The organism is Kitasatospora sp. NPDC089913, from assembly GCF_044748625.1.
Taxonomy (GTDB): Bacteria; Actinomycetota; Actinomycetes; order Streptomycetales; family Streptomycetaceae; genus Kitasatospora.
On sequence record NZ_JBIVGI010000003.1, the window covers coordinates 179,108 to 194,098 of the forward strand.

7 protein-coding genes are annotated in these 14,991 nt (G+C 74.6%); 2 read left to right on the forward strand and 5 right to left on the reverse strand.

Translation table 11 applies throughout. The features are described 5' to 3' along the window. Nucleotides 1-648, reverse strand: a 648-nt coding sequence (locus tag ACIPYS_RS07335) for a hypothetical protein (protein ID WP_400744327.1), incomplete at its 3' end; no start/stop codon positions are given. A gap of 336 nt (nt 649-984) precedes the next feature. Here ACIPYS_RS07335 and ACIPYS_RS07340 point away from each other — a divergent pair. After that, nucleotides 985-6,783 (forward strand): internalin, encoded by a 5,799-nt coding sequence (locus tag ACIPYS_RS07340; protein WP_400744330.1) that lies wholly within the window; start codon nt 985-987, stop codon nt 6,781-6,783. A 174-nt stretch (nt 6,784-6,957) separates the two neighbouring features. Next, complete coding sequence (locus tag ACIPYS_RS07345) at nt 6,958-8,340, forward strand: serine hydrolase domain-containing protein (RefSeq protein WP_400744333.1); 1,383 nt, start codon at nt 6,958-6,960, stop codon at nt 8,338-8,340. Here ACIPYS_RS07345 and ACIPYS_RS07350 read toward each other — a convergent pair. The 4 genes from ACIPYS_RS07350 to ACIPYS_RS07365 form a co-directional block, all read right to left on the reverse strand. Beyond that, nucleotides 8,327-10,345, reverse strand: coding sequence for a LamG-like jellyroll fold domain-containing protein (locus ACIPYS_RS07350; RefSeq protein WP_400744336.1), 2,019 nt, complete (start codon nt 10,343-10,345; stop codon nt 8,327-8,329). The genes ACIPYS_RS07345 and ACIPYS_RS07350 overlap by 14 nt on opposite strands. A 191-nt stretch (nt 10,346-10,536) precedes the next feature. Then, entirely contained in the window at nt 10,537-11,379 is an 843-nt protein-coding gene (locus tag ACIPYS_RS07355; RefSeq protein WP_400744339.1) for an SDR family NAD(P)-dependent oxidoreductase, read from the reverse strand. A 164-nt stretch (nt 11,380-11,543) separates the two neighbouring features. Further along, on the reverse strand, nt 11,544-12,050 hold the full coding sequence (locus ACIPYS_RS07360; RefSeq protein ID WP_400744342.1) for a hypothetical protein: 507 nt from the start codon (nt 12,048-12,050) through the stop codon (nt 11,544-11,546). 528 nt (nt 12,051-12,578) lie between these two features. Continuing rightward, on the reverse strand, nt 12,579-14,753 hold the full coding sequence (locus tag ACIPYS_RS07365; RefSeq protein WP_400744345.1) for a serine/threonine-protein kinase: 2,175 nt from the start codon (nt 14,751-14,753) through the stop codon (nt 12,579-12,581). Nucleotides 14,754-14,991 lie beyond the last annotated feature (238 nt).

Genomic DNA, 14,991 nt, shown 5'->3' on the forward strand with positions numbered 1-14,991 from the left:
GCCCGGGGGGACGGGCGACTGGGAGCAGACGGTGATCGAGCTCTGGGTGGTGATCCTGACCAGGGTGTAGCTGACGCCGGTGCCGACGCACCCGCTGTTGTTGAAGGCGCCGGTGATGACCCAGCCCGGGGGGATGGGCGACTGCGAGCAGGCGGTGACCGAGCTCAGGTTGGCGACACTGTTGATGGTGTAGCCGACGCCGGTGCCGACGCAGCCGCTGTTGTTGTAGGCGTTGACGATGACCCAGCCCGGGGGGACGGGCGACTGGGAGCAGACGGTGATCGAGCTCTGGGTGGTGATCCTGACCAGGGTGTAGCTGACGCCGGTGCCGACGCACCCGCCGTTGTTGTAGGCGCCGGTGATCACCCAGCCCGCCGGGATCGGCGACTGCGAGCAGACGGCGGAGACACTGGTCAGGTTGCTGGTGTCGGTGATGGTGTAGGCGACGCCGGTGCCGGTACAGCTGCTGCTGTTGTAGGCGCCGGTGATCACCCAGCCCGCCGGGACTGGGGAGTTGGAGCAGATGGTCGCGCTGCCGGTGAGCCGCTGCGGGGTGGCGTGGGCCTGGGCGGAGGCGGCCGTCACCATCCCCAGCATCAGCAGGACGACCGTCATCAGATGGGAGAAGTGGTTCCGTAGGGTCTTCATGCCGGGCCTCGGATTCCTCTTGATGCTCCATGGCGGAATGACAGAGCCGAGGCGGCCAGTGGTCTATACCGGTGGCCGTCCCGGCTGCGATGCTGTCAGAGTCGCTCCGGCGCCACCAGGGTGCCTCGGGGTGGCTCCCCCCTTCAGTGGAGACCCGCTGGTGCCGGTGCGCGGGCCCGGGGGCGAGGCGGGCGCGGTCCGGGTGCGGGCCGGGCGCCGGCCGGCATTCGCAGCCGGACGAGTGATCATCAGATCAACCGTCGGAGTGGGTGTTTGATGATCAGCTCATGCTGTGACTTTCTGTGACTGCCGCCGCCAGCCCACAGGAGTCGTGTCGTGAGGCCACTCGCCGCTTTCGGTCCGTCCGTCGAGCGCAGGCTCGCCCAGTTGCTCGCCCTGCTGCTCGTCCTGCCCTCGCTCGTTCTCTCCGGAGCGGGGCCCGCCCACGCCCAGAGCTGGACGGTGGAGGGGCAGAACGTGCCCTCCGCCTTCGACTGCGACCACCTCTACTACAGCAACTACCGCTCCGGCATGGAGTTCGCCAACGACGCCGCCGGCGCCGCGAGCATCCGCAACACGGTGATCAGCAAGCGGGTCGGCAGCGGACTGCCGGACTACTGGTCGACGAACATGGCGATGGGCACCGACCCCGACACCGGCCGGGTCGCCGCCTTCTACTCCAGCTACACCACCTCGAACCTCAAGCTCTACAAGCACGTCTCCGGCACCGACACGGTCACCGACCAGATCGCCGGCGGTGCCACCCGCAACCTGCCGAGCGGCGTCAACTGGGGCGGCCTGGGCGCGAATCCGCGCACCGGGATGCTCTACGGCGCGCAGAACGGCGGCGCGCCCGTGCTGTTCGAGATGAACCTGGCGACCGGCGCGACCCGCACCTGGTCGCGCGGCAGCACCCTCACCTCCGTCCCGGCGAACGACCCGGTGTTCGCCTCCGGCACCCTGGTGCCGGACATCTTCGTCGACGTCGACGGCGGCGTGTACTACGGGATCGTCTACTCCGGCTCCACCTACATCTACCGGCTCGACCCCGCCACCGGCACCACCGCCCAGGCCGTCCGGCTCACCGGCGCCGGCGCGAGCAACGGCTTCAACAACTACGGCATGGCCTTCTTCGACGGCGCCATCTACCTGGGCTACTACGGCGGCGCGCTCTATCGCGCCGACCCTCGCACCGGCGTCTCGGTTCAGGTCGCCGGCGGCAACGCCCAGGACAACCAGACCGGGCGGATCAGCTCCGAGTCCGGCGGTTCCTGGCCGATCACCGACCTGGCCAGCTGCGCCGTCGCGCCCAACCTGACCTCCCGGCTGGTGGTCGCCAAGACCTCCGACACCGCGACCGCCAAGCCGGGCGGCACCGTCCGCTACACCGTCACCGCCCGCAACGACGGCGCCGTGCCGGTCAGCGGGGCCGTGATCACCGACGACCTGACCGGCGTGCTGGACGACGCGGCCTACAACGGCGACGCGGCCGCCACCAGCGGCGGCAGCCCGACCGCGAACCAGCCGGTGTACGACCCCGCCGGCCGCACCCTGCGCTGGAGCGGGGACGTCGCGGCCGGGGCGACGGTGACTGTCACCTACTCCGTCAAGGTGGCGGACCCGCCGGGCGGGGACGGCGTCCTGCGCAACGCGGTGACCGTGCCCGACAGCAACTGCGGCGCGCTCTCCACCGACCCCGCCTGCACCACCGAGGTCCCGGTCGCCCGGCTGGCGATCCGCAAGTCCGTCACCCCCGAGGCCCCGCAGCCCGGCTCCACCGTCACCTGGACCGTCACCCTCGCCAACGACGGCGAGGCCGACTGGACCGGTGCCACCCTCACCGACGACCTCACCGACGTGGTCGACGACGCCGTCTACAACAACGACGCCGCCGCCCGCAACGCCGACGGCTCCGGCGCCGGTCCCGTCACCTGGACCCCCGCCGACCGCACCCTGCGCTGGACCGGCACCGTCGCCCGCGGCGGCACCGTCACCGTCACCTACTCGGCGCGGATCGGCTCACCACCCGCCGGGAACAAACGCCTCACCAACCGCGCGGTGGGCCCGGACGGCTCCAACTGCGCCGCGGGAAGCACCGATCCCGACTGCACGACGGACGAGACCATCAGCGGCCTGGTCGTCACGAAGAGCGTCTCCACCGCCTCCGCGAAACCCGGTGACACCGTCACCTACACCGTCACCGCCGAGAACACCGGCGGCGTCGCCCGCACCGGGGTCACCCTCACCGACGACCTCTCCGGACTGGTCGACGACGCCGACTACCGGGGCGACGCCACCGCCCGCAGCGGCGGCACGCCCACGCCCACCCAGCCCTCCTACGACGCCGGGGCCGCCCGGCTGACCTGGACCGGTGACATCGCGGTCGGACAGACGGTCGCCATCACCTACTCGGTCACCGTGCGGACGCCCCCGACCGGCGACAAGGTGCTGCGCAACGCCGTCACCGGCCCGACCGACTCCAGCTGCCCGCCCGGCAGCACCGACCCGTCCTGCGGCACCGAAACGCCGCTCGCCGCCCTGGTGATCGCCAAGGCCGCATCGGCCGCCACCGTCTCCGCCGGCGAGCAGCTGACCTGGACGGTCACCGTCACCAACACCGGCCGCGCCGCCTACCCCGGCGCCTCCTTCACCGACGACCTGACCGGCGTGCTGGACGACGCGAGCTGGGACGACGCCGTGACCGCCGGCTCCGGCACCACCTCCTTCGACCCGGTCGCCCGCCGCTTCGGCTGGCGCGGCGACGTTCCCGCGGGAGCCACCGTCACGGTCACCTACCGGGTCACCGTCGGCAGCCCGCCCGCCGGGGACAAGCGGCTGCGCAACGCCGTCACCGGCCCCGACGGCTCCAACTGTCCGGCGGGCAGCACCGATCCGGCCTGCGCCACCGAGACGGACGTCCGCTCGCTCAAGGTCGTCAAGAGCGGCACCCCGGACAACCCGAAGACCGGCGACACCGTCACCTACACCCTGACCGTCACCAACGACGGCACCGCGCCCTACCCCGGCGCCACCCTCACCGACGACCTCACCGACGTGCTCGACGACGCCACCTGGAACGACACGGCGAGCGCCAGCACCGGCAGCACCGCCTTCGACCCCGGCAGCCGGATCCTCACCTGGACCGGCGACCTGGCCGTCGGCGCCACCGCCACCATCACCTACGGCGTCACCGTCACCAACACCGGCGACACCTACCTGCGCAACACCGCCACCGCCACCGACTCCAACTGCCCGCCCGGCTCCACCGACCCGAACTGCCGGTCCGTCATCCCCCGCCCCACCCTCGCCGTCCGCAAGAGCGCCGCCCCCGCCGGCGCCCGCCCCGGCGAGACCGTCACCTACACCCTCACCGTCACCAACCAAAGCGCGGACGCCGACTACCGCGCGGCCACCGTCACCGACGACCTGACCGGCGTGCTCGACGACGCCGTCTGGGACGGGGCGGTGACCGCCTCCGGCGGGTCGGCCGTGTTCGACCCGGCCACGAAGCGGCTCACCTGGACCGGCGACGTGGCCCGCTCCGCCACGGTCACCGTCACCTACACCGTGACCGTCGCCAAGCCTCCGACCGGTGACAAGGAACTGCGCAACGCCGTCACCGGCCCGACCGACTCCAGCTGCCCGCCCGGCAGCACCGACCCGTCCTGCGGCACCGTGACCCCGCTCGCCACCCTGGCGATCGCCAAGACCTCAGTCCCGGCCGAGGCCAGGCCCGGCGAGCGGATCACCTGGACCGTCACCGTCACCAACACCGGCCGCGCCACCTACCGCGGCGCCTCCTTCACCGACGACCTGAGCGGGGTCCTCGACGACGCCGTCTGGGACGACGCGGTGACCGCCTCCACCGGGACCGCCACCTTCGACGCCGCCGCCCGGCGGCTCAGCTGGACCGGCGACCTGCCCCAGGAAGCCTCCGCCACCGTCACCTACAGCGTGACCGTCGCCTCCCCGCCCACCGGGGACCACCGGCTGCGCAACGCCGTCACCGGCCCCGACGGCTCCAACTGCCAGGCGGGCAGCACCGATCCGGCCTGCACGACGGAGACCCTGGTCGCCCGGCTGGTCCTCACCAAGACGGCCGACCCCGCCACCGCGCGCCCCGGCGGCAAGGTCACCTGGACCGTCACCGCCGCCAACCCCGGCACCGCCCCCTACCCGGGCGCCTCCTTCACCGACGACCTGAGCGGCGTCCTCGACGATGCCACCTGGAACGACGACGCGACCGCCACCCTCGGCACCGTCGAGCGCCGCGCCGAGCGGCTGCACTGGAGCGGCGACCTCCCCGCCGGGGCCAGGGCCACCATCACCTACAGCGTGACCGTCGGCAGCCCGCCCGCCGGGGACAAGGTGCTGCGCAACGCCGTCACCGGCCCCACCGACTCCACCTGCGAAGGCAACTGCGGGACCGAGACCCCCGTCGCCGAGCTCGTGATCCGCAAGACCGCCGACCCGGCCGACCCGGTGCCCGGGGGCCGCGTCACCTACACCGTCCGCCTCACCAACCCCGGCACCGCCACCTACACCGGCGCCACCGTCCGCGACGACCTGAGCGGCGTCCTCGACGACGCCACCTGGAACGACGACGCCCGGGCGACCTCCGGCACCCCGACCTACACCCGGCCGGTGCTCGGCTGGACCGGGGACGTCGCCCCCGGCACCCCCGTCGTCATCACCTACAGCGTGACCGTCGGCAGCCCGCCCGCCGGGGACAAGGTGCTGCGCAACGCCGTCACCGGCCCCACCGACTCCACCTGTGAGGGGGACTGCGGCACCGTCACCCCGCTGCCCGCCCTGCGGATCGAGAAGAGCGGAGCCCCCAAGGACGTCAAGGCCGGGGACACCGTCACCTACACCGTCACCGTCACCAACACCGGCGAGGCCCCGTACCCCGGCGCCTCCTTCCGGGACGACCTGAGCGGCGTCCTCGACGACGCCACCTGGAACGGTGACGCCCGGGCGGACACCGGCACCGTCGACTACGCCGCGCCCGTCCTCACCTGGACCGGCACCCTCGCCAAGGGGGAGCGGGCCACCGTCACCTACCGCCTGACCGCCACCCTCGCCGGCGACCAGCGGCTCACCAACACCGTCACCGCGAGCGGCTCCAACTGCGAGGCCGGCTCCACCGACCCCGCCTGCCGGGAGATCCTCCCCGCGCCGCTGCTGCGGGTCCGCAAGTCGGCCGCCCCCGCGGTCGCCACCCCCGGCGGCACCGTCGCCTACACCCTCACCGTCACCAACACCGGCAGCACCGCCTACCGCAACGCCTCCGTCTCCGACGACCTGGCGGGCGTGCTCGGCAACGCCACCTGGAACGGCGACGCCCGGGCGGACACCGGCACCGTCGGCTACGCCGCGCCCGTCCTCACCTGGACCGGCACCCTGGACGCCGGGGCGACCGCCACCGTCGGCTACTCCGTCACCGTCGTCCGTGAACCCACCGGCGACAAGACCCTCCGCAACGCCGTCACCAGCCCCGACCGCACCAACTGCCCGCTGCCGATGGGCGACCGACGGCGGGCGGCGGTCGACCCCGACTGCGTCACCGTCACGCCCGTCCGCTCGCTGCGGCTCACCAAGACCGCCGCGCCCACCGAGGTCCGCCCCGGCGGGACGGTCGGCTACCGCGTCACCGTCGTCAACACCGGCGCCGCCGCGTACGAGGACGCCTCGTTCACCGACGACCTGAGCGGGGTGCTGGACGCCGCCGTCTGGAACGGCGACGCCCGGGCGGACGGCGGCACGCTCGACTGGAGCGCGCCCCGGCTCGCCTGGCACGGGACCCTGGCCGTCGGACGGACCGTCACCGTCACCTACTCGGTCACCGTCCGGACCGACCTCACCGGGACGCGCACGCTGCGCAACGCGGTCACCTCCGGGACGCCGGGTGCCAACTGCGAGGACCCGTCGGAGCCCGGCTGCGGGACCGACACGCCCGTGCGGCCGCCGGTGGTCCCGCCGGTCGTGCCGCCCGTGGTGCCGCCGGTGGTGCCCCCGGTCGAGCCGCCGGTGCTCCCGCCGACGGGAAGCCGGGCGATCGACCTGCTGCCGGCCGTCGCCGCGCTGCTCACCCTCGGCGTCGCCCTGACCGTGCTGCGCCGCCGGACCGACTGACGGGAGGGCGCGGAGGACGGGGCCGGGTGGGCGTGCTCACCCGGCCCCCGCCGTTCGGCCGGGGACCCGGTCCTCCGGACGGAGCGACGATCACCCCCTGGGGAGGAGGCGCGGCCGCGCGGCCGTTGCGATCCTGAAGCCGGCGGCCCGACGGCCGGGTCGGGAGGGGGCACCATGACGAGTGTTCGAGTACGGACGGGCCTTCCGCGGTACGGACGGTTCGGGGCACGGCTCGCCGCTGTCGCGCTGGCCGGCACCACCGTTCTCGCGCTCGCCCCGGCCTCGGCCGCGGCGACCGGCGGCGAGGGCGGCCGGGCGGAGCGCCGGCCCCGCGTCGACGCGCAGCGGGAGTTGCGGGACCTCGTGGAGCACGGCGGGACGACCGCCGCGCTGGCCGAGATCCGCGGCGTCGGCCGCTCCCCGTGGCGGGGCGCCGCCGGGGTGTCCGACCTGGCCACCGGGCAGCCGGCCCGGCCGGACGGACGGTTCCGGATCGGCAGCGTGACCAAGTCCTTCGTGGCGACCGTGGTGCTGCAACTGGTCGGGGAGGGGCGGCTCGGACTGGACGATCCGGTCGAGCGGTACCTGCCGGGGGTGGTCCCCAACGGAGGCGCGATCACCGTCCGGCAACTGCTGAACCACACCAGCGGCGTGTTCAACCACACCGAGGACGAGCGGTTCCTGATCCGGACCCGGGCCGACCTGGAGGACTACGCGTACGGGAGGTGGCGCTACCGGACGTACCGGCCGGAGCAGCTCGCCGCCGTGTCCGCCGAGCACCCGCCGTACTTCGCCCCGGGCGCGGGCTGGCACTACTCCAACACCGGCTACGTGCTCGCCGGGATGATCGTCCGGAAGGTGACCGGCCGGTCCTGGCAGCAGGAGGCGGACCGCCGGATCGTCCGGCCGCTGCACCTGGACGACACGGTCTTCCCGGTGTCCGGGACCGGCTTCGGCGGGCCGCACGCCCACGCGTACCTCGACATGCCCGCCGGTCCGGCCGACATCACCCGGCTCGACCCGTCCGTGGTGGACGCGTCCGGCAGCGGTGTCTCCACCACGTCCGACCTCGACCGTTTCCACGCCGCGCTGTTCGGCGGGAGGCTGCTGCGGCCCGCCGAGACCGCGGCGCTCAAGGACACCGTGGCGACCACGGTGGCGGGCCTGCGGTACGGGCTCGGCGTGGTCCGGATCGACCTGGGACCGGGCTGCGAGGCCGCCTGGGGCCACGACGGCAGCCTGGCCGGCTGGAGCACCCTGCTGCTCGGAAGCGGGGACGGGAAGCGGCAGTTCGCGCTGTCGACCAACCCGTTCGTCGGCAAGGACGGGGCGGGGGGCACGGAACCGATCGGCTCGATCATCGCCAAGACGCTGTGCGAGCCGGGTGCCGGTGCAGATGCCGGTGTGGGTGTGGGAGTGGGTGCCGGTGCGGGCGTGGATGCGGGCGCCGGTGCGGGTGGTCCGGCGGCTGCGGCACCGGTGCCGCAGCCGTTCCCGGGGACGCTTCCGCGCACCGGCCCGGACCTCCCGCTGCCCGACCTCGTCAGCCGGTCATGAAGTCGTTCACCCGCAGGGCCCGCCGCACCACCCGGACGTCGCCGATGTACCCGTGGAACACCTTGTCCAGCACTCCCGCGTACGCGTAGCCGCCCACCATCCAGGGGCGTCCGAGGGTGGCGAGTCCCACGGCCGGGGTCGCCGGGTTGCGGGCCACCTCGCAGCCGTCCACGTACATCCGGCTGAACTTCCCGTCGTTGACGACCGCGACGTGCCACCAGCGGTCCAGCGGCAGCTGGTGACCCCAACACGTGGACGCCCCGGTCTGGTTGACCGGGTAGACACACCACTGGAGCGCGGGCGCCTCGGAGAGGCTGAGCGTCACGACGGGTTCGTCGGCATCCGTGCCGGGGCCGCTCCGGCCCGCCTCGGCCGCCGTTCCCCAGCGGCTGAGCAGGGCGGACCAGCGGCTCCGTCCGGAGTCCCAGTCGGCGGGCAGTTTGCAGAACGCCTCGACGGTGAAGCCGCGTTCGAAGGTCTCCCGGTTCAGCGGGGCGTTGGGCGCGGTCTGCAGATAGGTGCCGCGCACCGGCGAGCGGGTTCCCTTGAACAGGAGGCTGCCGTGGCCCGGCTGGTCCGGGTGGTGCTCGGAGGACCAGGTGAGGCCGCCGTCCGGAGTACCCGGGGCGCTCTGCGGGAACAGGTCGTTGCCCTGCCCCGTCAGGTCCTTGACGACCTGCCGGGCCGTGACCGGGGTGCCGTCGCCGCTGCCGCCGTCGAAGCGCCAGTAGGCCGCGGTGTCCCGGACCAGCAGGTCGGACGCCCGGCGGGCGGGGCGCGCCGGGACGGGCGCGAAGCCCGAGAAGCGCCGGTCGAAGTCGATCGAGAGCGAGAAGCGGTCCACGTCCGAGGTCAGTTCGACCTGCTGCGCGGCCAGGGTGTTGCGCTCCTCGGCCGCGATCTCCTGGATCCACGGCGAGTAGGTCGACACGTCGACGGTGTTGCGGTCCAGGTCGAAGCGGTACGCCCGGATCATCGCGGCGCCGCCGTAGTAGCGGTCCTGGTAGTTGGTGATGTGCACGTGCACGTCGTGACCGGCCTTGTTGGTCAGTACCGTCCGGCCGGGCGGCCAGTAGTGGCCGTTGACGGTCAGGAAGATCTGGTCGTTGGCGCTGATCAACCGCTCCCAGAGCTGCCGGCCGTAGTCGGACAGCTCGGCCCGGCCGGCGTCGTCGGCGTACGCGAGCTCGTGGGTGGTGAGGATCACCGGCACCTTCGGGTTGGCGGCGATGACGGCGTTGGCCCAGGCGAAGCCCGCGTCGGAGAGTCGCCAGTCCAGCGAGAGCAGCATCCACGGGCGGCCGCCGGCCGTGACGATGTGGCAGGTGTTGTAGCCGTCCGGGCTGGAGCTGTGGTACCCGGAGGTGCGGGCGGCCCGGGCCGGGCCGAAGGTCTCCAGGTAGGGCGTGCTGCCGCGCCGGTCGTCGGTGGAGGAGCGGATGTCGTGATTTCCGGCGAGCACGCCGTAGGCCGCGCCGGCGTCGTCCAGCAGGCCGAACACCTTGCTCACGGCGGCGAACTCGGTGGCCAGTCCGTTCTCGGTGACATCGCCGAGATGGGCCAGGAAGACGATGTTGTCGTCCGTCCCGTCCTCCCGGTTGACCCCGCCGTCGAGCACGTGGCGGAGCGCGGCCTCGACCGGGGCCGGGTGGATCCGGTCCTGGTCGAACAGGTACTGGGTGTCCGGCATGACGACGAGGGTGAACCGGCGGGCGTCCGGGTCGGGCTGCCAACGCTGCTTCCCGGCCGGCTTCTTGGCCTTCCCCGGTGCGGCGGCGGACGGGTCGGACCCGGCGGCGGTGCCGGGCGCGCCGGCCGGTCCGGGGCCGGCCGCGTGGGCGGGCGCCGCGCCGAGCAGGCCGAGCCCGGCCGTGCCCACCCCGGCGCCCAACAGGCCGGCGCCGCGCAGGAACCGGCGGCGTCCGGCCGCGGCGGGCCCGTCGCCGTCGAGTTCGGCGGTGCGCGGGCACTCGCAGGGATGTCCGGACTCGTGGTTGTCGTGCATGGTTCGCTCCCGGAAGTGGTGTGGTCCCCGACCGTAGGCACCGGGTCTGGTCGGAGATCATCGGCCGGGCCACGCCCCGCTGAACAGCGGCCGAACCCGTCGGGGCGGGGCCGGGGCGGGGGCGGGGCGGTGCGCGGGTCGGTGGTCGGGGTGCTGCTCGGGACGGCTTCCGGGAGCCGTCGGAGCGGCCGTCAGCCCTGCTGCGGATCCGACCGGTCCAGCAGCAGCGCGCGGGCGGTGGCGAGTTCGGTGTGGGTGGCGTACGCCGCGGCGGTGAGGTGGGCGAAGCTGCCGGGGCCGATCGGGATCCGCACCGGCAGCGGTCCGGAGGTGTCGGCGAGGCGGAGCACCTCCCGGGCGAAGTCCTCGGGGCGGCCGATGCCCGGCAGGGCCGCCATGTCACGCAGCTGCTCGCGCATCGGCCCGGTGGTCGGGCGGTAGGCGTCGGAGCGGCCGGCGGCGTCGGTCACCGAGGCGCCGTACCGGGTGGCGTACCCGCTGGCGGCCAGCGCCACGGCCCGGACGCCGAACGGGGCCGCCTCGGCGGCGAGTGCCTGGGTCATGCCCTCCAGCGCGTGCTTGCCCGTGACGTAGGCGGCCAGACCGGGGAAGGCCGTCCGCCCCGCGAGCGAGGAGACGTTCACGATCAGTCCGCCGCCCTGCGCGCGCATCACCGGCAGCACCAGCCGGGCGAGTCGCCAGGGACCCACGACCAGGGTCTCCAACTGGTCGCGGAGTTCGTGGTCGCCGACCTCCTCCACGGTGCCGAAGACACCGTTCCCGGCGTTGTTCACCAGCACGTCCACGCCGCCGAACCGTTCCACCGCCGTGGCGACGGCCTGCTCGCACTGCTCCGGCTCGCGCACGTCCAGGGGTGCGGCGAGGACCCGTCCGGGATGCTCGCGGACCAGGTCGTCCAAGGTCTCCGTCCGGCGCGCGGTCGCCAGGACGCGGTCCCCGGCGCCGGCCGCGGCCCCGGCCAGCGCCCGGCCCAGCCCGGTCGAACACCCCGTCACCAGCCAACGTCTTGTCATGCTCCGTGCCCCCGATCCGTCCTGCTCGGCTCCCGAGACCGGACACCGTCCCATTCCGGCGGTCCCTCGCCCAGCCCTCCGGCAACCCGCTCCGGAGGCGCGCGGGAGCGTTGGGGTCTCGCGGCTGCGGGAGTGCACGCCCCCGGCACGGCCCGGGGATGCCGTCAGGCCGGGCAGTCGTAGTCGAAGGAAGCGGTCGCGCTCAGGCTGCGGGGGGAGAGGATCTCGACGGTCGCCGTCGCGTGGACGGCGCCGTGGCCGACGAAGGACCAGCCGAGGACCAGGGTGGTGCGGTACTCGCCGGACCGGACGGGTTGCCGCAGCTCGTCGGAGGCGGTGCCGTCGTTGCGCCGCCAGCGGTAACGGAGGGTGCCGGGGCGGCCGTCGGTGGTGACGCTCGCGGTGAACAGGGCGCTGTTGTCGCAGTGCGGGCTGTCGGCAGGGGCGTTCGTCGGGCTGTTCGTCGGGCCGTTCGTGGTGGTGGAGGTGGCGACGGTGGTGACGGTGAGGGTGAGACCGGTCGGGGTGAGGGGAGGCTCGGTGGCCCGGCAGCGGGCGGGCAGTGCGGCGAGCAGCACGACCACCGCGGCCGCCGGGACGAGCCACGGCAGGGTCCGGTGGCGCCGGAGCCGTGCGGCGGGTCGGGCCGGTGGCGGCGGGCGTCGCCACACCGCGGCCACCGCCGGGGGTACGCCGGGGCCGAACCGGCGGACCTCGTGGGGCTGGTGCTGAGCGGGCGCCGGGGCCGGGGCCGCCTGGGTCGGGGCTGGGGGGTTCGCGGGTGGCGATGGCGGCGGGGGTGCGGGCGGTTGTGCGGGGGTGGGGGTGGTGGCCGGGGTGCTCCAGGCGGTCGGGTCGAGGACGGTGGCGCACCCGGCGGCCTCGCCGTCCGTGGTCCGCCCGGCACCTGGCCCGGCGGACGAGGGGGGACGGACGGGCCGGGCGGGTGTGCCGGGAACGCGCGGCTGGACGGGAGGAGGTTGGGGAACGGAGGGGTTGAGACGGACGGTGCGGTCGGGGCCGGACCGGGGGTCCGGCGGGGGCACGGTCACGGGAGCCTCCGGGGCGGGTGCGGGAGGTCGGACGACTGCCCGGGCGGTGGGCGGTGGCGGCGACCGGACGGTGGCGATCGGGAGTGGTGATCCGGGGATGGCGATCGGGGGGTGCTGATCGGGGGGTGCTGATCGGACGGTGCGGGGTCAGCCGGGCTGGCTGCAGTCGATCGCGGGCAGCTCGCGGTAGGCCACGGGTGCGCTCTCCGGCCGCGGGTCGCTGCCGACCAGGACGCCCCACTGGGCCGCTGGGTCCGAGCCGAACACGTGGGAGCGGCTGAGGGTGACGGACCCGGAGCCGAGACGGACGGTCTCCGTGGCGACGGTCGCCGGAGGGTTGGTCGCGCCGGAGTGATGCTGCCAGGACACGGTCAGTGTGGCGCCGGGCGGTCCCGAGGCCACCACCGTGATCCGGGCCTGGAGGCCGAACAGATTGCTGTCCAGGCACTGGAGGGAGTCGACGGTCAGCGACTCCACCCGGACGGGCGGTGCCGGCGGGGAGGTCACGACGGGCGGCTGCGGCGTGCGGGAGGGGGCGGTGCCACCGGGCGGGGCGGTGGAGGTGGCCGGCGGCTCCGTGAGCCGTGGCGAGGGGGAGGGCGGTGACGACGAGGCGGGGGCCGGGGCGTGGGAACCGGCCGGCGGAGCGGTGGTGGCCGGCGGCTGCGGTGCCGCCGACGACGGCGGCGGTACGGCCGAGGGTTGCCGGGGCACGGGCGGCGGGATCGGCGACGGGGAGATCGAGGACGGCCGGTGAGCGGGCGGTGGCGCGAACGGGGAGGACGCCGGGGACGGGCTCGTCGAGGGATGGTTCGTCGATGGCGGACTCGTCGAGGGCGGGGCGGCGACCGCTGGGGTCGACGTCCCGGAGGACGACGGGGAGCGCGGAGCGCCGGAGGAGTCGGCGGGCGCGCCAGGGAAGCGCGGGCTCGTCGACGCGGCCGGCCGGGTGGTCACGTTCCCGACACCCGCCGGGTCCAGGGTGGTGGTGACCCGCAGCATCGGACTGCCCGTCACCGTCGGGTCGTCCGGCCCGGTCGTCCCCGCGAGCGCCGCTCCGGCCAGCACGGCCGCCGTGAGCGTGCCCGCGACCGCCGTGGAGCGCCGCCGACGGCGCGAGCCTCCTGGGTACGACGTGGCCGAGGACACGGTCCGTTCGTGTGGCGTCGTAGCCGGTCCGGCCGGGGCGCCGGTCCCGGAGCCCCGGCCGACGCTGTCCCGGCCGACGCCGTCCCGGGGACGGGGGCGGTCCGGCAACGCGCCCTCCGCAGCGACCAGTTGCAGCGGCGGCGTGACCGCGCCGCCGGGCGCCGCCGCCGCACTCCGGGGCAGCAGCGAGGCCAGCAGCCCCACCAGGACGGCGAGGTCGGCGTGGCCCCGCTCCTCCCAGAGCTCCCCGTACGCGGTGACGGCCGCTGCCTCCAGCAACTGGAGGAACTCCACCGCGCCGGCCGGGCGTTCGTCCGGCCGCTTCGCCATCCCGGCCAGGACCAGCGGCCGCACGGCCTCCGGGACCAGCCCGGTCGGCACCGGCGACTCCAGGTGCTGGACGGCGAGTTCGATCGTCGTCGTGCCGCCGAAGGGCCGGACGCCGGCCAGGCACTCGAAGAAGGTGACGGTGGCCGCGTAGACGTCGGCGGTGGGCGAGGCCGGGGCGCCGGTCCACTGCTCAGGTGCCAGATAGGCGGGAGTGCCGGAGATGTCCTGGGCGTCGCCGCCGGGGACGGCGATGCCGAAGTCCACGAGCTTGGAAGTGGCGTCCGCCGCGACCAGGACGTTGGCCGGCTTGTAGTCGCGGTGGACGAGTCCGGCGGCGTGTGCGGCGGCCAGCCCCAGCAGGGAACCCTTGAGGACCACCAGCGCCGCCTCCGGGGTGGTGGCGCCCTCGGCCCCCAGCAGGGCGCGCAGGGAGAGGCCGTCGACGAGTTCCATCACGATGGCCGCGTTCGGCCCGGCCTCCACGTACTCGTAGAGCCGGGTGACGTGGGGCGAGTCGATCCGGGCCAGGACGGTCGCCTCCCGGCGCAGGTCGGCGCCGTCCGCCGGGTCGTGCAGGTACTTGATCGCGACCGGTGTGCCGGTGGGGCGGTGGTGCGCCAGCCAGACGCGGCCGCTGGCGCCGCTGCCCAACTCCCGTTCGTGGTGGTACTCCGGGAGCCACCAGCCGTCGGCGGACGCTGCGGCCGGGGTGGCGTGCGGTGGGTGTCTTCGGTCCTGCGGGTCGTGTGGGTCCTGCGGGTGGTGCAGGTGTCGCGGGTCCTGCCGGTCCTGTCGGTCCTGCCGGTCCTGTCGGTTCTGTTGTCCCTGGTCCTGGTCGCGCACGGTGGGCCCCTCCGCGAGTCGTCTCGCAGCCGTCGACGCGGCCACCGATCGACGGGTTCCCCCCTTCGGACACGGTCCGAACGTGCCCCGGCGGCCGGTCGTGCACGCCCCTGGGCGTTCCTGCTGGCAGGTGGCCCGACGTGGGCGGACGGCGGCCGGGGACGGAAAGGCGCACTCGGGCGGCGTGCGGTCCGCTTCCGCGCGCCCGGGTGCGCCTCCCCGCTTCCCCACGCGCTCA